This is a genomic window from Streptomyces sp. NPDC107575 (genome assembly GCF_055657265.1).
This window is the reverse complement of the sequence record NZ_JBVKBG010000002.1, coordinates 1,328,618-1,348,486: the sequence shown is the minus strand read 5'-3', so window position 1 is coordinate 1,348,486 and position 19,869 is coordinate 1,328,618. Positions and strand designations below refer to the sequence as shown.

Sequence of the window (19,869 nt, the reverse complement as noted above, 5' to 3'; positions counted from 1 at the left end):
CGCAAGGCCCGCGATGCTGACACCTCTCGGACTCCGCATCCCCCCATTACGGAACGCCGACGTCAGTAGGGCAGCCCCTCCGACGCCGCACGCAGAGCGGCGTCGAGGCAGGCCGCGAACTCGTCGAACCGGGCCTCGGGGTGGTCCGCGTAGCGGCGGGCGAAATCCTCCGCGGCCGCGCGCAGAGCCCCGTTGAGGGTCGCCGCGTGTACGGCGACGCGCAGGTCGTCGGGGTCGGCGCCGGAACGCTCCGCGAGCAGGCGCGCGAGCACGGGCAACGCGTCGTCATGGGCCTGCAGCCACACGGCGCGGAGTGCCGGCTCGGTGGAGGTCATACGGATCAGCGCGAGGATGGTCGACGTACCGGCAGGCAGATCGCCGGACCGGGACGTCTCGGTGAAGAAGTCCAGGAGGCTCACGTCCGCCGGCCAGTGACGGAGGCGGTCCACCGCGAAGTCGAGTCCCGCGGTGAGCAGGGGCAGTACGCAGCTCTCCTTCGAGGCGAAGTGGCGCCACAGGGTCCGGGAGGAGACGCCGACGGCCTGAGCTATGTGCTCCCCGGTCGTAGCGGTGACCCCCTGCGTGGTGAACAGGCGCACGGCCTCGCAGGCGATCTCGAACCGAAGGGCCGCTTTGCGGCGCTCGGCGAACGACGGCTTGTCGTCCGCCCGTTCCTTCTGCTGCCTTGCGTCCAAGGACACCTGGCGCACCCTCGCCCCCACCATCTGTCGCCGCTGGTCCTCGCAGGATACCGAGGCGGGTCCGGAGGGCGCGTGCAGCTGACAGTCCATCAACTGTCACTTGCAGACACCTTGTCACTGAGTGACACCCATCTCTACTCTTCGATAGGTGACCGGCGAGTAACTACCGTGCTCTCGCCTCCACTTGGCATGGCCGCGCCCGTTGCATCGTCGACAGGCCCCAGCCCGTCCCGTGCGCCTGCACCACTCCTCCTCCCCCCCCCCACTTGATCAAGGAGCTGTTCATGCCCACCCCCAGCCGGCGCGCCGTCCTCACCGGCGCCGCCGCCCTCACCGCCGCGAGCGTCATTCCCGCCCCGAGCGCCGCGGCCGCCCCCGCCCGCGTGAAGCTGACCCGCGAGGAACACCGCGTCGTCGTCATCGGTTCCGGCTTCGGTGGCGGCGTCGCCGCACTGCGGCTCGCCCAGGCAGGCGTCCCGGTGACCGTCCTCGAACGCGGGCGGCGCTGGCCGACCGGCCCGAACGCGGAGACCTTCCCCCGCGTCTCCGGGCTCGACAAGCGGGCGCTCTGGTACGGCACCCTGCCCGAGGCGGTCCGCCCGCTCGCCCGCCTCATCGGCACCCCGCTCGGCTTCGCCCCCTACGCCGGTCTCCTCGAACCGGTCCTCGGCGAGAACATTCTCGGCGTGTGCGCGGCCGGGGTCGGCGGCGGATCGCTCGTCTACCAGGGCATGACGCTCCAGCCCTCCGAGGCCGTCTTCAACACCTGGCTGCCCGAAGCCCTCGACTACCGGCGCATGGACCGCGTCCACTACCCGCGCGTCGCCCGCATGCTCCAGGCCGACACCGCCCCCGACCAGCTCATCGACTCCCCCAACTACTACGCGGCACGGGTCTTCGGCGAACGGATCCGCAAGGCCGGCTACGGCCTGGAGAAGATCCCGATGCCGATCGACTGGGACTACGCGCTGGCCGAACTGCGCGGCGACATGAAGCCCTCGTACACCAACGGCGACTGCGCACTCGGCGTCAACAACGGCGGCAAGCACTCCGTGGACGTGACGTATCTGAAGCAGGCCGAGGCGACCGGCAAGGTCACCGTCGCCACCCACCACAACGTCACCTCCGTCGCCCGCACCGCCGACGGCCGCTGGGAGGTGCACGTCGACCGCACAGACGACTCCGGCACCGTGCTGGAACAGAAGGTGCTCACCACCCGCGCCCTGATCATGGCGGCCGGCAGCGTCAACACCAGCAAGCTCCTGGTCCGCGCGGGCGCCACCGGCGCCATCCCCGACCTGCCCGACGGTCTCGGCGAGGGCTGGGGCACCAACGGCGACCGCATCTACGCCTGGACCAACCTCCAGGACGACTTCGGCGCCGAGCAGGGCGGACCCGTCGTCTACGGCAGCAAGGACTGGGCCGACCCGGCGACCGCCAACACCGTCATCCAGGCGTCCCTCCCGCCCCTCGGCCTCGACACCCGCACCACCATGCTGGTCGGCTTCGGCGTCAGCCCCGACCGGGGACACCTCCGCTACGACTCCGCCACCGACTCCGTGAGTCTGCACTGGCCCAAGGACGGCGACGCCGGCAGCTACCGCGCCATCCACCAGCGGGTCACGAAGGTCTCCCAGGGCCTCGGCACCCTCATCGACACCAACTCCCTGGTCAACAGCACCTGGCACCCGCTCGGCGGCGCACCCATGGGAACCGTCTGCGACCTGGAGGGACGCGTCCAGGGCCAACGCGGCCTCTACGTCCTCGACGGCGCGCTCATCCCGGGCACCACCGGCGCCTGCAACCCGTCGATGACCATCGCCGCGGTCGCCGAACGCGCCATGGACACCATCACCGCCAAGGACATCGGCACCGTCATCTGACCGGCCTGCGACGGACGAGGCGCATGCCTTGAGCGGCACGCGGCGCCGCATGCGTCAGCGACGGCCCGGCTCCGCGCCCGCAACAGCCGCCCCCCGGAGGGCAATCGCCGCGAACGCCTCGTCGAGGAGGTCGGCGAGATACGCCCGGCCATCGAGATGCGTCCAGCGCTCGACCGCGATGGTCAGACAGTCGATGGCCGCGGCCGTCGCCACCTGGAAACCGATGCCGAGCTCACCCTGCTGACCGGCGCGTTCGGCGAGGATCCCCGCAAGGATGTCCCGCCAGCGCGCCATCATCTCCAGGCGACGGGCCCGCAAGGCGGAGGATCCTGCGATGAGGCGGGCCTGGGCGAGCCGCTCGGGCGAATTGTCGCGGGACGGCTCGATGAAGGCGCCCATCGCGTGCCGCAGCGCCGTCCAGTCGTCCTCGTCGGCCGGGCGAGCGCGCAGTGTCGCCGCGGCAGCCTCGCAGTCCGGCTCGAAGGCGCTCATCACGGCCTCTTCCTTGCTGCCGAAGTACCGCAGAAAGGTACTGCGTGACACCCCGGCCGCAGCGGCCACCTCGCTCGACGTGACCTGGTCGAACCCTTCCCGGCAGAACAGATCCACAGCCACCTGCGCCAGCCGGTCCCGCACTGCCGCCCGAGCGATGTCTCGCGTACTCGTCATGTCTGCTGCCTTGACCATTCACCGATGATAACGCCGCGTGATCAGGGAACGCAGACATGAACCACTGTTTCACTCATGAGACGGTGTGTCACTATAGGGTCGCTGCACCGCCCCCTCCCCTTCTCCGACGACTCGGAGCACGTCCGTCCACCAGAAGGAGCCCCCCACAATGAAGATCACCGTTGACGAAGAGAAGTGCTGCGGCGCCGGCCAGTGCGTCATGCTCGCGCCCGAGGTCTTCGACCAGCGTGACGAGGACGGCATCGTCGTCCTGCTGGAGGCCACACCCGCGGCTGACCAGCACGACGCCGTGCGCGAGTCGGCCGACGTGTGTCCGGCAGCCGCCATCCACCTGGCCGCACACGCATGACGGCGCCCGAGGGCGTACTCGTGGTCGGCGCCTCGGCAGCCGGTCTCGGCACCGCCGAAGCGCTGCGCCGCAAGGGCTACCGGGGCCGGCTGACACTCCTGGACAGCGAGCCCGGACTACCCTACGACCGGCCGCCGCTGTCCAAGCAGGTGCTCTCCGGAGCCTGGGAGCCCGAGCGCGCACGGCTGCGCACGCAGGAGGCCCTGGACGCGCTGGACGCCGAGTTCGCGCTCGGCGAGCAGGCGGTGGCCTTCGACGCCGGCCGGCACACGGTGCTGACGGCTTCCGGGCGCGAACTCCGCGCCGACACCGTCGTGTTGGCCACTGGGCTGCGGCCCCGCACGCTGCCCGGCCACGAGGACCTGCGAGGCCTGCACGTCCTGCGCACCCTCGACGAGGCGCTGGGGCTCGGCTCCGCCTTGCGGAAGGCGCGACGGGTCGTCGTCATCGGCAACGGAGTGCTGGGCTCGGAGATCGCCGCGACCTGCGCGGGACTTGGCCTGGAGACCACGATGGTCGGCCTGCAAGTGGCGCCCATGCAGGACCAGTTCGGCCCGCGCGTCGCACACCTCCTGGCCGACCTCCATCGCCGAGGCGGAGTGCGCCTGGTCAACGGCACCGCGGTCGACGGGCTGGTCCGGCAGGCGGGCCAGGTCACCGGCGTACGGCTGCCCACCGGCGAGACCGTGCCCGCCGACCTCGTCGTGGCCGCCGTGGGCTGTACGCCCGACACCCAGTGGCTGGCCGGAAGCGGGCTCGGCCTGGACGACGGCGTGGTGTGCGACGCGTACTGCCGTGCCGCTCCCGGTGTCTACGCGGCCGGGGACGTGGCCCGTTGGTACCACGAGGGCATCGGCGCCCATCTGCGGCTGGAGAACCGTACGAACGCCACCGCCCAGGCGGCCGTCGTCGCCGGGAACATCCTCGGCGAACTCTCCCCGTACACACCGGTGCCGTACTTCTGGACCGACCAGTTCGACGCGAAGATCCAGGTGTTCGGCACGCCCGCGCCCGACGCCGACGTGACGATCGTCGAGGGCGAGGAAGGCGGCCGGTTCGTCGCCCGCTACGAGCAAGCGGGGCGCGTCCGCGCGGTGCTGGGCTGGAACATGCCCAAACAGACCCGCCGGCACAGCCGCGAACTCTCCTACGCCCCCGAGCCCACCACTGAATCGGCCACTGAGTCAGCCACTGAGGCGCCCACACCCGCCTGACACGGACACCGACCACATCACGACCTCAGCCCCCACCGGAGGACGAACATGACCACCGCGCACCAGCCCGGCACCCCGGCCGCCGACCTCCCCGAATTCCCCCACCCCCGCTCCTCGTCCTGCCCCTTCGGCGTGTCACCGCAGATGCGCTCCCTCACCGACCTCGGCCCCGTCAGCCGGGTCAGGTCCTGGGGCGACAGCACCCCGTGGGTCGTCACCCGGCACGCCGAGCAGAAGCTCCTCGGCGCCGACCCCCGGCTCAGCGCCGACCTGTCCAACCCGAACTACCCCAGCCCCGTGGACCCGGCGAAGCACGGCGGGGGCGGAGCCGACCTCAGCTTCGTCGGGATGGACGACCCCGAGCACGCCCGGCTGCGCCGCATGGTCAGCGGGGCCTTCACCATCAAACGCATCGAGGCCCTGCGCCCCGTCGTACAGAAGATGACCGACGACTTCATCGACACCATGCTCGCCGGCCCCAAGCCCGCCGACCTGGTGCAGTCGCTCGCGCTCCCCATCCCCTCCCTGGTCATCTCCGAACTCCTCGGTGTCCCCTACGCGGACCACGAGTTCTTCCAGGTCAACAGCAAGACCCTCGTCTCCTCCACGGCCACCGGCGAGCAGCGCGGCGCCGCCCACGCCCATCTCGCCGGCTACCTCGACGAACTGGTCGGCAAGAAGACCACCGAACCGGGCGACGACCTGCTCTCCCAGCTCGCCGAACGCGTCCAAGCCGGGGAACTCACCCGCCACGAGGCGGCCACCATGGGAGTGCTCCTGCTGCTCGGCGGCCACGAGACGACCGCCAACATGATCACGCTGGGCACGCTCCTGCTCCTGGAGCACCCCGACCAGCTCGCCGTCATCCGCGACACCGACGACCCCAAGGTGGTCGCCTCCGCGGTCGAGGAACTGCTGCGCTACCTGTCCATCGTCCATCTCGGCCGCCGCAGGACCGCACTGGAGGACATCGAGATCGCCGGACAGACCATCCGCGCGGGCGAAGGCGTCATCCTCCTCAGCGAGCTGGCCAACCGCGACCCCGAGGTCTTCGCCGACCCCGACACCCTGGACATCACCCGCAACCCCCGCCAGCACCTCGCGTTCGGCACCGGCCCCCACCACTGCGCGGGCCAGCCACTGGCCCGTATGGAACTCCAGGTGGTGTACCCGACCCTGTTCCGCCGCATCCCGACCCTGCGCTCCGCGACGACCATCGACCAGGTGCCGTTCAAGTACGACGCGGTCATCTACGGCATCCACGAACTCCCAGTCACGTGGTAGCCAGGTCGACGCCTACGACAGATGCTTCCGCATCAATGTGCACATGGTTTCGTACCGGCGCAGTGTTCCGTCGGGGGCCTGCTCGTCCCATGAGTCAAGCCGACAGTCGTATGCGGTGTAGCCAAGGCGTTCGTACAGGGCGCGAGCGCGTGGATTGCTCTCTTCCACCCCCAGCTCCGCCTGCCAAAGACCGCGGTCCTTGATGCGCTGTTCCGCGGCCTCAATGAGGACGGTTCCGATACCGCACGATTGCAGTGCGGGATGGACGGCCAGCTGCCACAGAGTTCCCGCCCCTTCTGAAACCCGGTAGTCCACGCCGCCCTTCGCGATCGGAATGTTCGCAGGTGTGCAGACGGCCAGATAGTCGACGTCACCAGCTTGCGCCCGCTTCAACTGCCGTGCGACTCCCCGGAGATGGTGGTCGGAGCCTGCCCAGGAACAGGACGCCAGATCGGCAGGCCGCAGATCACGCACGACGAGTCTCAACTCAACCTTAAACAAGAACAGCACCCCGGACGTATCGACGTTCCCATCGGCCGGGCCCAGCGCCCTGCGTACGCGCGACGCGGGCCTGCACCCCGCCTGATCCAGAAGGCGAGCGGCCCGGTCCCTGGCGGGGCGGACCGCTCACGATGCCCAGCCGGTCAGACCGGCGGGTTGGAGTAGGCCATGCGCCGGAACGCCGCCTGAGTCCCCGATCCTGCGACGCCGTCGAGAGCACCCCTGTAGCCGTGGAACTTCTTCAGGTTGGCCTGCAGCGACACGATCGTCTTGGGCCCCACGACCCCGTCGATCGAGCCCGTGTAGGGCGAGGGCTGGCTCGGCCAGGTGGCCAGGAAGCGCTGCATCGCCTTCCAGCTGTTGGTCCCGAGCGCCCCGTCGATCGAGCCCGTGTATCCGTACATGGTCAGGATCCAACGCTGGATCCGTTTCGCGCCCTGGCGGTCCAGACCGAGATTCACCACGGCCGCGCTCGCCGGCCCCGCAAATCCGACCACCGCCGCACCGGAAGCCGCCACGGCCAGCAGCCCGCCCCTGATCAGCCCGCGACGCGAGACACCATCTCGCCTGTTCTGCTCCACGTTCGCCCCTCCCCTGTGGCCGGAGATCGTCTCCGGCACGCGGCGCAACCTAACCCGGTTCATGGCCGACCGCCCCCCGGTTGGCAGCGGAGCTGCGCTACGTCGTCCATCAATCGGCGTCTGTGATCCGGCGCTTGACCGGATCGGCAGCTTGCTCAAAGCCACCTGCGGACACGTCCGTCAACCTGCCCCGTGGCCAGGTTGACGGACGTCGGGACCGTATCGTCGATGCACTCGCGCTTCGCATCGACGAACCCGGGGCAGGGCGCCGCTGGAGACCTTGTCGTGGTGGGGAGCGGTCACATTACAGACGGAGAACGACCTTCAAACCTCGCGTCGTTACGGGTCAAAGTGTTTCGCGAACGCCCGGGATCGCGTTTTGCAAGCGAGGACGCACAGGCCGACGCCGGTGGCGACAAGCATCGCGGCGATCACCCCGAGGGTGTGGCTCCTGGACTCCCGCCCCGTCTCGCCGAGTTGGCTCCCGCGGGAGGAGACGGGTGACGGTGCCGGCGCTGTCGTGGCCACCGACGGAGGGGGTGGGAGTCCCGGATGGCGTTGCACCCCGGTCCGACGGGCTTGGCGCGCTCGGCGTCGGCGTCGGGGTCGTGGGCGGCGAGGCCGACCCGCTCGCGGTCGGGGAAGGAGAGGACGGGGGTTCCCACCGGTGACGGCGGCGTCGGGGCGGGGGCCTCCTCCTCGCCATATCCGGACGACTCGTCCTCCGAGCCATAGCCGTCATCCTCGTCGCCGCATCCGGTCGAGGGTGGTCCGTCCCCATGTGGAGTGTCTGGGACCCCGTGCCCTCCGCCAGTCTCCGGGGCAGGATTCTCGTCACTGGCGGCGGATGGCGCAGGCCCGACGGGTAAAGACAGCGCCAGAACGGGTGCCGAGGCACAGCCGATCGCGATGGCTGCTACCACTCCTACCGCCGCTCCGCGCAAGCCGAATCGCAGGCCTCCAGGGCCAGAATGTATGCAGTTTTCGTGCATACCCGTGGCACTCGGGCGATCTGGCGGTGCAGGCAAGGCAACGCGCCGTCGAACCACTTGACTCGCACCCCAGAACCCCTGCGCACACTCAAGGGATCAGGCCGCAAGGGCGCACCGACGAAGCGCACTGCGACTGCCGCCCCACTGCCCGGCCCGCCCGACGTCGCCGCGGGGCGCGTACTCCGCCCATGGCAGGGGCATGCGATCACTTGCGCCCCTGCCGCGTCCGGCCCTTCTCCGCTGTGGAGTTGCCGGCTTTGCGCCAGGACGGTGCGCTCGATTCTCCCGGCTGCGTAGGTGGCTCCGCGAGAAGGCCGTCCCACACCTCGCACCTGATGGTGGGGAGGTGCCCGGCGGTCGCCTCGCCCATCATGACTTCGCCCTCGGGGTCGGCCTCCGGGCAGCCCTCGCGGGCGGCGGCATCCGCGACGGCCCTGCCCTGTCGGGCCTCACCGGCAAAGCCGGCGGCCAGCGCGCTTCTACTTCTGCGTTGCTGCAGCATCTGCCTCGCCGCTACGCGGCCCCAGCCCGCGGCAGCCCGGTGCTCGAAGCCGAAGCGGGGGTGCGTGCACGGTCACCGGGCAGCTGCCGGGTCCCGCTCGGGGCGAGGGACACGGCGCGGATGGATGAGGACGAGCGTGGTGAATACGGCGACCACCGCAAGCGCGGCGGAGACGGTGAGAACGGCCCGGGTACCGTCAGCGACTGCCTGACGGCCCGTGCCGGTGCCGTCGTACAGGGTGAAGACGGTGCCCAGTACCGCGGTTCCCACGCCGGCTCCGAGGGAGGCGAGGGTGGAGACGGTCCCGGAGACCATGCCGACCCGCTCGGGTTCGGTGACCTGGACCGCCACGGCCATCACGGGGGCCCCGGCGATTCCTCCCCCCGCCCCCCAGGCGAGCAGCGGCACGATCAGCACCCACCACGGCGTGCTGGGCGTGATGAGCAGCGCCAGGGCCGCGAAGCCGGCACCCTTGAGCACGTACCCCGAGCCGATCACCAGGCCGGGCGCCCAGTGACTGAGCAGCTTGGAGCCGACCATGCCGGTGGCGATCTGCGCGAGGAAGATCGGCGTCATCAGGAGCCCCGCCGAGGTAGGGCTCAGCCCCAGCCCGTCCGACAGGTACAGGACCAGGTAGACCGAGCCTCCGATGGTCAGGACGCGGGAGAGGAGGACGGCCAGCATCGCGCCGCAGAACGCGGGCCGGGTGAACATCCGTAGCTCCAATGTCGGTGCGGGAACGTGGAGTTGGAGGACCAGGAAGGCAGTCAGCGTCAGGCAGGCGATGAGCAGTGCGACGGTGTCCTGCCCTGCCCATGGTGTGCCGTCGGGACGAAGCATGAGCAGGGTCGCCGTGCCGAGGCCGAGCATGAGCAGCACGGTGCCGGGCCAGTCCGGTCGCCCGGTCGAGGAAGGCGCGGCGGGAGCGCGGGGCAGCACGCGGGCACCCAGCACCCAGGCGGCCGCGCCGAGCGGGAGGTTGATCGCGAAGACCGCACGCCACCCGACGGTGTCGACCAGCACGCCACCGAGCGTCGGGGCGAGAAGTCCTGCCGCGGTCGCGAACGACCCCCAGGCACCGATGGCGAGGTTGCGCTCCTCACCGGTGTAGCGGTCCGAGATCAGCGGAATGCCATTCACCATGATCACTGCAGCTCCGCAGCCCTGGACCACCCGGGCGGCGTTCAGCCACCACAGATCCTGTGCCAGCGTCGCGGCCAGGGAGGCCAGCGTGAACACAGCGATCCCGGCCAGGAACAGAGGCCGCCGCCCCCAGCGGTCCGAGAGGCTTCCGGCGGCCTGGGTGAGCGCCCCCATCGCGACCGTATAGGTGACCACCACCGACTCCGCCGATTCCCCGCCCGCGACGTCGGCGCTGATCAGGGGGAGGCCGAGGGCCACGATCGTGAGGTCGACGACGACCAGCCCCGTGGCGGCCATCACCAGCACGAGGACTCCGCTCAACGGCGGGAGCCGACGGGACTTCTGAGCTGCCATCCGAATGACGACCTCCGGGCACGGACGGGTGGGGATGTCAGCCTGCGGTCCCCGAACACTAAAGTCAACAGGAGTGAATTTCAACGGGGAGCCCGTACGATGGCGCCATGCCTGCCGCCTCCCGCCGCCGCCCCACGACACGCAAGGGCCGCCCGGTCCTCACCCGGGAGGCCATCGCCGCCAAGGCCCTGGAAATGGCCGGTACGCACGGGTTCGGCTCCCTCACCATGCGCTCCCTGGCCACCGAACTCGGCGTGACCGTGCGGGCTTTGTACAACTACGTCGAGGACCGACAGGACGTCGTCGATCTCGCGCTGGGGCTCATGCTCGACTCCTGGACCCCTCCGCCCCTGCACCCCACGGCCTGGGAAGAATCCGTCACCGGTTACGCGCAGTCCCTGCGCGCGCTGTACCAGCGCTGGCCGCGCGCCCTGCTGGTCTCCCTCGACGAGGACGCACCTCCGGCCGCCGTTCACCCCAACCGTCTGCTCAACGTCGACCGCTTCCTCCAACTCCTGCAAGGCATCGGCGTCGATCTCCCGGCCGCGCTCGCGGTGCACCGCCACCTCTCCCTGCTCATGCTCTCGTTCGCGCTCGTGGTCGACCGCCCCGCCGCGCAGGCCACGACGGACCGCAGCCGCCTCGTCCCCGACACCTGGCTGGCGGACCATGCCGACCTCGACATCCCCGCCCTGCGCCAGGCCGCGGCGCTGCCCACCCCCACCGCGGACACCCAGTTCAACCAGTTCACGTCCGTCGTCATCGCACAGATCCGCAGCCATCTCGACGCCGCGGGATGCTGAACCCGTCGGCTCCCGAATGTCGCTGACGGCACCGTGTCCGATCCGGTGCGCGGGCCGTCCCAGCCGAGGTCCTCGCCGGCTTCGGCCTGTGCCATCAGCGCGATGAAGCCCCGTCCCCACGCGCCGTCGACCGCCGCATCGCATCCGCTGGGCGTCATCGCCCCACGCCAAGCGCTGCTATTTGACGCCGCCCGCGGCAGAAGGCCCTCGAGTCCCGTCCGGCCTCCGCTGGTTGCACCGCCCACGGAAGCGTGCATCCCGCCTCTGACCTGCCCCACCAGGGCGGCGCCGGCCACGGCCCGCCATAGGGGATCAGTGAGGAGACAGATCGCCCCGTCCGCCGGTCCTCGCCACGCACGAACGCCCGTCCTCGAACTCCACCACGTCATCGGCCACCGCTCGCACCGCCGGGAGGTCGTGGCTGATGAACAGCAGCGCTGTCGCCGCCGGTGCGAGCAGGCCGGGCAGGGCGTCGAGGACCAGCTCCCGCGATGCGGTGTCCAGGGCGGACGTCACCTCGTCGCACACCAGCAGCGCCGGCTGTGCCGTCAGGGCGCGTACGAGAGCGCAACGCTGGAGTTGTCCGCCGGACAGACGGGCGGGGGTGCCGCGCAGCATCGGCTCGTCGAGTCCCAGCTTCACTCCGATCGCCAGCGCCTCAGCCGTCGCGTCCTCGCGGCTCAGACCACGCAAAAGGCGTGCGGAGTCCGCAAGTTGGTGGAGAAGGGGGCGACGCGCCTCGAAGGAGTCCGCACTGTTCTGGTGGACGTACTGGACGACGCGGCGCTGCGCGGCGGTGCGGCGGTCGATGCGGGCCGGCAGCGGTGTGCCGTCGACGCGGATCTCGCCGGAGGTGGGTGTGGTGAGGCCCGCCAGGACGCGGGCGAACGTCGTCTTGCCGGAGCCCGAGGGGCCGAGCAGTGCGGTGCTGCTCCCGGGCGGGAAGGTCATCGAGACCGGGCCGGCCAGCAGGGCCGCGGAGCGGCGGCGCACGACGATGCCCCGGGCCGACACTCCGTCGCCCTGCGGTGAGCTCGGGCCCCGCCTGGCTGGTGCCGCCCCTCTCGCCGTGCCGGTGCGGTGTTCCGCGGCGAGCAGCACCTGGGTGGATCGAGGGCGTGCCGGGACGGGCTCACCCGTGGTCGGCCCGGGGCCGGGCACGCCGGTGCCGAGCACCTCGCCCGCGACACCCTCATCCACCGCCCGGCCGTGCTCCAGCACCACGACCCGGTCCGCGACGCGGCGCACCAGGGGAAGGTCGTGGCTGAGCAGCACGACGCCCGCGCCGTCGTCCGCGAGGCGGCGGACCGTACGGCCCAGCGCGTGCGCGAGTGCGGGGTCCAGGCCGCTGGTGGGCTCGTCGAGGACGAGGAGTCGGGCGCCGGTGACCAGGGCGGAGGCCAGCGCCAGGCGCTGTTGCTGGCCTCCGGAGAGCTGGTGCGGGAAGCGGCGGCGGGCGGTCTCCCAGTCGAGGCCGGCCGCGGTCAGGGCCGCCGCGGCGGCTGCTTTCCGGGCAGCCCGCCCCTGGCAACCACTGAGTGCGGCCAGCTCCGTCAGCACTCCCCCGACGCGGCGGACCGGATCGAGGACGGATTCCGGGTGCTGCGGCAGGTGTGCGGCCCGCCCCGCACGGGCCGCACGGCGTCGGGCCGGGGCGAGGTTCACCAGGTCCGTGCCCTCCAGCAGGACGTGTCCGGACAGCCGTACGGCCTCGCGCGAGGCGCCGAGTGCGGCCAGGCCGAGCGTGGTCTTGCCGCTTCCCGAGGGTCCGACGACGGCGACCACCGTGCCCGCCCGCACCGTCAGGCCGACCTTGTCGAGGAGCGGTTGCGGCACTCCCTCGGCGTGCGCCGAGATCTCCTGGACCTCAAGCAGCGGCACGGTCATGGGCTCCTCCTCGTCCGCGCCAGGGTCCGGTCGACGAGCAGGTTGCCGCCGACGCACAGCGCTGTGAGCAGCCCGGCCGGGGCCAGGACGGCCGCGGGCTGCGTGAACAGGGCGTCGCTGTTCCGCTCGATGAGGACCGCCCAGTCCGGCGAGGACGCGGACAGCCCGAGACCGAGGAAGTTGGCGGACGCCAACAGGTACAGCACGGTGGAGAACCGGCCGCCCGCGTCGGTGGCAAGCGGCGCGGCCAACTCCCGCGCCAGGTACCGGAGATGAATGTACGACCAGCCATGGCCCTGCATGCGCAGCGCCTCCACGACGGACCGCGCCCCGGGAGCGAGTGCGGCACCGCGCACCAGGCGTGCCACGGCCGGGACTTGCAGCGTCCCGGCGACCGCCACCAGCCAGAACCATTCCCGATGGCCCGTCGCGGCCAGGGTCATCAGGACCAGCAGGCCGGGGAAGGCGAGGAGCAGGTCCATCGTACGCATGACCGTCTCGTCGAGGCGGCGTCGCGGTCCCGCGGCGAGCAGCCCCAGCGGCACTCCTGCCGCCATGCCCAACGCGAGGGCCCCGAGGGCGCTGCCCACCACCGAGGCACCGCCGTGCAGGACGAGCACGAGCACGTCGCGCCCCAGGACGTCGGTGCCGAGAAGGTGTCCTGCGCCGGGCGGCTGCGACGGCAGAGCGTCCGTCGAGGGGGCGGCGTCCCCGGCGAACAGCGGCCCGCACAGGGCAAGGAGCACCGGCGCGCCCAGCAGGGACATCGCGCCCCAAGGCCTCCGGGACCGCGCGGCGGCGGAGGACGGGGTCACGCGGTCACCTCCCGGCGGGGCGCGAGGCGGTGGGCGACCAGGTCGGCGATGAGGTTCACGAGGACGGCCGTCCCGGCGAACAGCAGCGCGTACGTCTGCACTTGCGGGAGGTCGCGGTTCTGGACCGCCTCGACGAAGCCACCCCCGAGCCCGCTGAATCCGAAGACGGCTTCGACCAGTACCGCGCCGCCGAGCAGCCCCTCTACGCAGCGGGCGTACTGCTGCGCCGCCGGGCCGAGCGCGCTCGGCAGCACGTGGCGCAGCACCACGGTGCGCTCGCGCATACCGAGCAGGCGCAGGTGCTCGGCGACGGCGCCGTGCCGCTCGGCCGCCACACCCGCACGTATCTGCCGCGCCAGATCGCAGACATGACGCGCCGTCAGGACCGTGACGGGGAGCACCAGGGCGGTCGGCTGCGCGAGCAGGGCACTCGAGTCCATGCCGACGGCGGTGGCGGGCAGCAGTCCCGCCGCCAGCGACACCGAGGCGACCAGCAGCAGCCCGAGGACAAACTCCGGCACGGCGTGCAGCACGACCGCGGCCGTGTTCAGGGTGCGGTCGAGGCGGCTGCCCTCGCGCAGCCCCGAGCAGGTGCCCACGAGGGGTGCCAGCACGGTGACGAGCACCAAGGCCGGCACCCCCAGCAGCAGCGTCACACCGATGCGGCGGCCGATGTCGTCACCGACGGGCAACCCGGTGGTCAGCGAGTTGCCGGGATCACCGGCGAGCAGCCGGCCGAGCCAGTGCCCGAAGCGGGCCCAGGCCGGTTCGTCGAGGCCCAACTGCTGTCGCAGCGCAGCGACTTGTTCGGGCGTACCGAGTTCACCGCGCAGTACGTCGGCCGTGTCGCCGGGCAACAGCGCCCCGACGGCGAACACGGCGACCAGCACCACCAGGCACTGCAGAAGGGCGAGCAGACAGCGCCGCAGGACGTAGGCGCGCACGGCGTCAGCCGAGGCGGACCCGGTCGAAGCGGGCCCAGTCGTGCGAGTTCGGGGGTGCCGCGCGCAGACCGCCCACCGACCGTGCGACGGCGTCGTTGGCATCGGAGAACGCCCACACGAGGAGTCCGGACTCGTCGCGAGCGATCTTCTGAGCGCGGGTGAGCAAAGCCATACGGTCCTGCCGGTCACGCGTGGTGCGGGCCCGGTCGAGAAGCGCGTCGAACTTCTTCGAGGCGTACTGGGTCTGATTGCGGGCCGCACCGCCGCGCACGCGCTGCTGCAGGAAGTCGGAGACGGGCAGGGTGGAGGTGGTGTTGAAGGCGGCGACGCCCTTGGTCTTGATTTCGCTGAAGTAGGTGCTGGACGCCCGGGTGTTGGCGGACACCTTCAGTCCGATCTCGCGCAGCTGCCGCGCCATCAGGTCGGCGGCCGGTTCCCAGGCGGCATCGACGGAGCTGGTCTCCACGGTGATGTGCAGCCCGGCCGCGCCAGCCTCCTGCACCAGCTTGCGTGCCTCGTCGACGTCCCGCTCCCGTGGTGCGAGGTCGTCGGGGTAGCCGCGCAGGCCGAGGCCGAACAGGTCGTTGCCCACCTCGCCGTGCCCGGCGAGCGCGATGCGGACCAGCGCCTCGCGGTCGATGCCCAGCTGCACGGCGCGGATCAGGCGGGGGTCGTCGAACGGGGCGCGCCCCGTGCGCAGGAGCAGTTGCTGCGCGGTCGCCCGCTTCGCGGTCAGCAGGCGTACGGCACGCTCCTTCTTCAGCCGCTCCACGGAGGAGCCGGCCATGTCGGCGCCGTAGTGCACCTGCCCGGACAGCAGCGCGCCCAGCCGTGCGGACTCCTCGTTCGCGGGGACGATCTCCAGCTCGGCGATGTGCGGGGCGCCGTCCCAGTGGTCCGCCCAACGGCGGTATCGGGCGGTGCCGCCGGGGGTGAACGACACGTAGGTGAAGGGGCCGGAGCCGACCGGCTTGCGGAAGTCCGTCGTCCCGTCCGGGATGATCTCGGTGCCGGGGCCTGCGAAGACGGTGGGGAACTCGAAGTTCGGCGCCTTCAGCACGAAGACGACGGACCGCTTGCCGTCGGCCCTGCTCGCGGTGAAGTCGATGGCGGAGAGCAGCACCTGGGACGGGGATCCCGTCCTGGGGTCGGCGGCGCGCCGGTAGCTGTACAGGACGTCCTTCGCGGTGACCGGCTTCCCGTCGTGGAAGTTCGCCTCGCGCAGGCGTATGTGCCAGCGGGTGCCGGAGGCGTCGCTCTCCCAGGACTCCGCGAGCCGCTTGCGCACCGACATGTCGTCCGCATAGGTGCCGAGCGTGTCGTAGAGGGCCTTGGCGCGGGCCTGGTCCACGAAGTTCGGGGCGACATGCGGGTCGAGGGTTTCCTGGGAACCGCCGGACGTGAACGCGGCCCGGAACCGGTCGCCGCCTCCCCCGTCCTTCGTGTCACCGCCACAGCCGGTGAGCAGGCCGGAGCCCGCGAGCGCCAGGGCGCCTCCGGCTGCCAGCACGCCGCGCCGGCCTGGTTTCGATCCCCGCTCCGTCTGCGTGCGGGCATGCGTCGTCACATCGATCCTCTCCGGGGTGTCCTCGCCCCTGCCGTTGGACCGGCGACGGGTCAGTCTCCTGACTCCCGGATCATCGCTCCGCCTCCGCCTTCCCGTCCGCTCGCGCGGGCAGTGGCATGCGGGAGGATCGCTCCCCGGTCACAGTGGCGGGACCGCGCCGGATTCACACCGGCTTCCTGGTCCCCGTCGCCTCGTGCGCTCATTGTGGCGTACGGGGCAGAGAGGGCATACACCCGGTGGGGTCCGCACATCCACGGGCGGTCATACCGGGTGCCGGCCGCCGCGGCCGTCGTGCGCCACAGGGTAGGGAACAAACGTGCTCGAGTTCTGGTCGATCCGCAGGGTTCGGCCGAGGGGCGGCGCGGCGCGCTGCGGGCATTCGAGGCGTTCGCAGACCCGGCAGCCCATGCCGATGGGGGTGGCGGCGGCACTGCGGCCGAGGTCGAGGCCGTCGGAGTAGACGAGCCGGTGTGCATGACGTAGCTCGCATCCGAGGCCGATGGTGAAGGTCTTCCCCGGCTCACCCCAGCCGCCGCGGTGTCGGGTGACGGCGCGCGCGGTCCACAAGTACCGCTGCCCGTCGGGCATTTCGGCAAGCTGGACGTGAATGCGACCGGGGGCGGCGAACGCCTCGTAGACGTTCCACAGCGGGCAGGTGCCGCCCGCGCGCGAGAAGTGGAAGCCCGTGGCGGACTGTCTCTTGGACACGTTTCCGGCCCGGTCCACGCGGACGAAGGAGAACGGGACACCGCGCAGCCGCGGGCGCTGGAGCGTGCTGAGGCGGTGGCACACCGTCTCATAGCCGAGGCCGTACCGGTCGGTGAGGCGTTCGATGTCGTAGCGCGCCACCTCGGCCGCGGCGTGGAAGTCGCGGTAGGGCAGGATCAGGGCTGCGGCGAAGTAGTTGGCGATGCCGATCCGGGCCAGGGAGTGGGCCGGTGAGCCGGGGGCGAAGTCCTGCGCGGCCTGGCGGTCCAGCTCGTCCCCGTGCTCCAGGAGCGCGAGCTGCGTGGCCATGCGGAAGGCGCGCTGGCCCGGGCGCAGCCGCGTCGACAAGTGCAAGGTTCGCGTCGCCGTGTCGTAGTGGTGCAGGCGGTCCCCGGACTCTGTGCCGAGGTGCACTCCGTGCTGCGTCAGGCGGGCCGCCAAGGCGCTCAGCACCTCACCCGGCCGGATACCGATGACGGCGGCGAGGCCCTCCGCCGCGACGTCGATCTCATGCAGGTAGTTCTGGCGCCGGTAGAAGTAGTCGCGGATCTCCTCGTGCGCGGAGCGCGGTTCTTCGAGTCCGGCTCCGCGCTCGCCGCTCGACCCGACGAGTTCGGCAAGGCGCTGGTTGCGGCGGCCGAGGTCCACCAGGACCCGCGCGACCGCGGGCATCCGGGAGGCGAGTTCGCCCAGGTCCGTCGGGGAGACGCGCGCCCCGTCGATCTCGGCCGCCAGCGCCTCGCGCAGGTCGGCCACCAGACGGCTGGTGTCCCGCTCGGAGAAGAAGCCGGGGTCGAGGCCGAACACCTCGGTCAGGCGCAGCAGCACCTGCACGGTGAGGGGCCGCGAGTCGTGCTCCATCTGGTTCAGGTAGCTGGGCGAGATGCCGAGCGAGCGGGCCAGCTCGGCCTGACTCGTGCCGCGCTCCTCGCGCAGCCTGCGCAACCGGGCGCCCGCGTACGTCTTCCCCATGGATCCGCCTCTCCTCCCCTTCAGGGACGGCCAAGCGTACGCCGCCGAGCGCCGTACGCACCCTTTGCAAAGTTGGCAACCTGGCTCCCGAAGATTCGCAGAAGTTGGCACCGATCCACACTTGTTGGCACTCAGTGCCAGTGCCAGAGTTCCAGTGCGGCCCACCGGAATCCCGACGGACGCAGCCCGGAAACCGGGGCACGATTCACGCCCTGACGTCGGAGATCCCGGCACCGAGCGCATCCGCGTCGGCAGGATTGCTCAGCTTGGCCCACAACGGGACAGGTGGGCCGCACACCAGCAGTGAGACACACAGTGCCATACATCGGGTCATGCGCTTCACAGTGCTGACCGAATTCGCAGATGAACGACCGAGGAGACGGTGACCTTCATGGCAACCGATACGTTGACGCAGGCAGCCGAGGAACTCGCCCGCCGCTGGGCCACCGACCCGCGCTGGAAGGGCATCGAGCGCACCTACAGCGCGGCGGACGTCGTCCGCCTCTCCGGGAGCGTCCGCGAGGAGCAGACCCTGGCCCGGCGCGGCGCCGAGCGGCTGTGGCGCCAGCTGCACGAGAACGACTACATCCACTCCCTCGGCGCGCTGACCGGCGGCCAGGCCGTCCAGCAGGTCAAGGCCGGGCTGCAGGCCATCTACCTGTCGGGCTGGCAGGTCGCCGCCGACGCCAACCTCGCCGGCCACACCTACCCCGACCAGTCCCTGTACCCGGCCAACTCCGTGCCCCAGGTGGTCCGCCGGATCAACAACGCACTGCTGCGCGCCGACCAGATCGCCACCAGCGAGGGCGACGACTCCACCGACTGGCTCGCCCCGATCGTCGCCGACGCCGAGGCCGGATTCGGCGGGCCGCTCAACGCCTTCGAGCTGACCAAGGCGATGATCGCGGCGGGTGCCGCCGGCATCCACTACGAGGACCAGCTCGCCTCCGAGAAGAAGTGCGGCCACCTCGGCGGCAAGGTCCTCGTCCCCACCTCCCAGCACATCCGCACCCTCAACGCGGCCCGTCTCGCGGCCGACATCGCCGACGTGCCCACACTGATCGTCGCCCGCACGGACGCCCTCGCAGCGAACCTGCTGACCAGCGACGTCGACGAGCGCGACGCCGAGTTCGTCACCGGCGAGCGCACAGCCGAGGGCTTCTACCGCGTCCGCAACGGCATGGCCCCCGTCATCGCCCGCGGCCTCGCCTACGCCCCGTACGCCGACCTCATCTGGGTGGAGACCGGCACCCCGGACCTGGCGCAGGCCCGCGAGTTCGCCGAGGCCATCCACGCCGAGCACCCTGACCAGATGCTCGCCTACAACTGCTCGCCGTCCTTCAACTGGAAGGCGGTTCTGGACGACGACCAGATCGCCAAGTTCCAACGGGAACTGGGCGCCATGGGCTACCGCTTCCAGTTCATCACCCTGGCCGGCTTCCACTCGCTCAACCACGGCATGTTCGACCTGGCGCGCGGCTATGCCGAGCACGGCATGACCGCCTACGTCGACCTGCAGGAGCGGGAGTTCGCCGCCCAGGAGCACGGCTTCACCGCGGTGAAGCACCAGCGCGAGGTCGGCACCGGCTACTTCGACCAGGTCTCGACGGCGATCAACCCGGCCTCCTCCACCACTGCCCTGACCGGGTCCACGGAGGCCGAGCAGTTCCACTAGGACGTGGCGGGCGGTGCGCCTCACCGGGTCTCCTCGTCACCCGGTGAGCGCCCTCACCCGGCGATCCGCTCCATCCTGCCCATGTCGCGCAGCAGCGGCAGACGGTGCGCGACGACGGGGCGCGCCTGAGTCCCGCCCCGCCCGTCGGTCCAGCACAGGGCGCACGGTTCCTCGCGCAACTCCCGCACCAGCGTCTCTTCCGGTTCCTCGCCCGGCTCGGGCCGTACACGTCCAGCCGCCCGCTTGCTCACCACGAGCTTTCCGTTTTCGACGACGGCCGCCGCGACGGCCTTCATGACTGTGT

The 19,869-nt window shown here is 71.2% G+C and carries 18 protein-coding genes and 1 riboswitch; of the genes, 6 read left to right on the top strand and 12 right to left on the bottom strand.

The annotated features are described in order from the left end of the window. Positions 1 to 62: 62 nt before the first annotated feature. Positions 63 to 701: a TetR/AcrR family transcriptional regulator gene (locus ACZ7L4_RS12735; RefSeq protein ID WP_472101762.1), complete on the bottom strand. Its 639-nt coding sequence runs from the start codon at positions 699 to 701 to the stop codon at positions 63 to 65. A 284-nt stretch (positions 702 to 985) separates the two neighbouring features. Between ACZ7L4_RS12735 and ACZ7L4_RS12730 the strand changes: the two genes are divergently transcribed. After that, entirely contained in the window at positions 986 to 2,584 is a 1,599-nt protein-coding gene (locus tag ACZ7L4_RS12730) for a GMC oxidoreductase (protein WP_472101760.1), read from the top strand. A gap of 54 nt (positions 2,585 to 2,638) precedes the next feature. On the opposite strand, the gene ACZ7L4_RS12725 is transcribed toward ACZ7L4_RS12730, so the two are convergent. Then, positions 2,639 to 3,253, bottom strand: coding sequence for an acyl-CoA-like ligand-binding transcription factor (locus ACZ7L4_RS12725; protein WP_472101758.1), 615 nt, complete (start codon positions 3,251 to 3,253; stop codon positions 2,639 to 2,641). A gap of 169 nt (positions 3,254 to 3,422) precedes the next feature. On the opposite strand from ACZ7L4_RS12725, the gene ACZ7L4_RS12720 reads away from it, so the two are divergent. From ACZ7L4_RS12720 to ACZ7L4_RS12710, 3 genes are read left to right on the top strand one after another with little or no spacing between them, the layout of a single operon-like run. Continuing rightward, the gene (locus tag ACZ7L4_RS12720; RefSeq protein WP_472101756.1) at positions 3,423 to 3,623 is read left to right on the top strand and encodes a ferredoxin; all 201 of its coding nucleotides are present in this window, start codon (positions 3,423 to 3,425) and stop codon (positions 3,621 to 3,623) included. Beyond that, complete coding sequence (locus tag ACZ7L4_RS12715; RefSeq protein ID WP_472101754.1) at positions 3,620 to 4,837, top strand: NAD(P)/FAD-dependent oxidoreductase; 1,218 nt, start codon at positions 3,620 to 3,622, stop codon at positions 4,835 to 4,837. The genes ACZ7L4_RS12720 and ACZ7L4_RS12715 overlap by 4 nt, the downstream gene beginning before the upstream one ends. 48 nt (positions 4,838 to 4,885) lie before the next feature. Next, entirely contained in the window at positions 4,886 to 6,121 is a 1,236-nt protein-coding gene (locus ACZ7L4_RS12710) for a cytochrome P450 (RefSeq protein ID WP_472101752.1), read from the top strand. A 12-nt stretch (positions 6,122 to 6,133) separates the two neighbouring features. On the opposite strand, the gene ACZ7L4_RS12705 is transcribed toward ACZ7L4_RS12710, so the two are convergent. From ACZ7L4_RS12705 to ACZ7L4_RS12690, 4 genes are all read right to left on the bottom strand, one after another. After that, the gene (locus ACZ7L4_RS12705) at positions 6,134 to 6,631 is read right to left on the bottom strand and encodes a GNAT family N-acetyltransferase (RefSeq protein WP_472101750.1); all 498 of its coding nucleotides are present in this window, start codon (positions 6,629 to 6,631) and stop codon (positions 6,134 to 6,136) included. Between the two features lie 134 nt (positions 6,632 to 6,765). Next, complete coding sequence (locus ACZ7L4_RS12700; protein WP_472102032.1) at positions 6,766 to 7,203, bottom strand: hypothetical protein; 438 nt, start codon at positions 7,201 to 7,203, stop codon at positions 6,766 to 6,768. Positions 7,204 to 8,400: 1,197 nt separating this feature from the next. After that, positions 8,401 to 8,697, bottom strand: a complete 297-nt coding sequence (locus ACZ7L4_RS12695; protein WP_472101748.1) for a hypothetical protein — start codon at positions 8,695 to 8,697, stop codon at positions 8,401 to 8,403. A gap of 72 nt (positions 8,698 to 8,769) precedes the next feature. Then, on the bottom strand, positions 8,770 to 10,194 hold the full coding sequence (locus tag ACZ7L4_RS12690; protein ID WP_472101746.1) for an MFS transporter: 1,425 nt from the start codon (positions 10,192 to 10,194) through the stop codon (positions 8,770 to 8,772). Positions 10,195 to 10,301: 107 nt separating this feature from the next. On the opposite strand from ACZ7L4_RS12690, the gene ACZ7L4_RS12685 reads away from it, so the two are divergent. Continuing rightward, a complete protein-coding gene (locus ACZ7L4_RS12685; RefSeq protein WP_472101744.1) occupies positions 10,302 to 10,997 on the top strand; it encodes a TetR/AcrR family transcriptional regulator in 696 nt (231 codons plus the stop codon). Between the two features lie 312 nt (positions 10,998 to 11,309). On the opposite strand, the gene ACZ7L4_RS12680 is transcribed toward ACZ7L4_RS12685, so the two are convergent. From ACZ7L4_RS12680 to ACZ7L4_RS12660, 5 genes are all read right to left on the bottom strand, one after another. Then, on the bottom strand, positions 11,310 to 12,884 hold the full coding sequence (locus tag ACZ7L4_RS12680) for an ABC transporter ATP-binding protein (RefSeq protein ID WP_472101742.1): 1,575 nt from the start codon (positions 12,882 to 12,884) through the stop codon (positions 11,310 to 11,312). After that, positions 12,881 to 13,699, bottom strand: coding sequence for an ABC transporter permease (locus tag ACZ7L4_RS12675; RefSeq protein ID WP_472101740.1), 819 nt, complete (start codon positions 13,697 to 13,699; stop codon positions 12,881 to 12,883). Before ACZ7L4_RS12675 ends, ACZ7L4_RS12680 begins: the two co-directional genes overlap by 4 nt. Further along, positions 13,696 to 14,643, bottom strand: a complete 948-nt coding sequence (locus ACZ7L4_RS12670; protein ID WP_472101738.1) for an ABC transporter permease — start codon at positions 14,641 to 14,643, stop codon at positions 13,696 to 13,698. The genes ACZ7L4_RS12675 and ACZ7L4_RS12670 overlap by 4 nt, the downstream gene beginning before the upstream one ends. A 4-nt stretch (positions 14,644 to 14,647) precedes the next feature. Then, positions 14,648 to 16,153, bottom strand: coding sequence for an ABC transporter substrate-binding protein (locus ACZ7L4_RS12665; protein WP_472101736.1), 1,506 nt, complete (start codon positions 16,151 to 16,153; stop codon positions 14,648 to 14,650). A gap of 108 nt (positions 16,154 to 16,261) precedes the next feature. Next, positions 16,262 to 16,389: riboswitch (cobalamin riboswitch) on the bottom strand. Between the two features lie 82 nt (positions 16,390 to 16,471). Beyond that, positions 16,472 to 17,890, bottom strand: a complete 1,419-nt coding sequence (locus tag ACZ7L4_RS12660) for a short-chain fatty acyl-CoA regulator family protein (RefSeq protein WP_472101734.1) — start codon at positions 17,888 to 17,890, stop codon at positions 16,472 to 16,474. Positions 17,891 to 18,281: 391 nt separating this feature from the next. Between ACZ7L4_RS12660 and aceA the strand changes: the two genes are divergently transcribed. Next, positions 18,282 to 19,565 (top strand): isocitrate lyase, encoded by a 1,284-nt coding sequence (aceA, locus tag ACZ7L4_RS12655; RefSeq protein WP_472101732.1) that lies wholly within the window; start codon positions 18,282 to 18,284, stop codon positions 19,563 to 19,565. 53 nt (positions 19,566 to 19,618) lie between these two features. Here the strand turns inward: aceA and ACZ7L4_RS12650 are convergent, their stop codons facing one another. Continuing rightward, the gene (locus tag ACZ7L4_RS12650) at positions 19,619 to 19,861 is read right to left on the bottom strand and encodes a hypothetical protein (RefSeq protein WP_472101730.1); all 243 of its coding nucleotides are present in this window, start codon (positions 19,859 to 19,861) and stop codon (positions 19,619 to 19,621) included. Positions 19,862 to 19,869 lie beyond the last annotated feature (8 nt).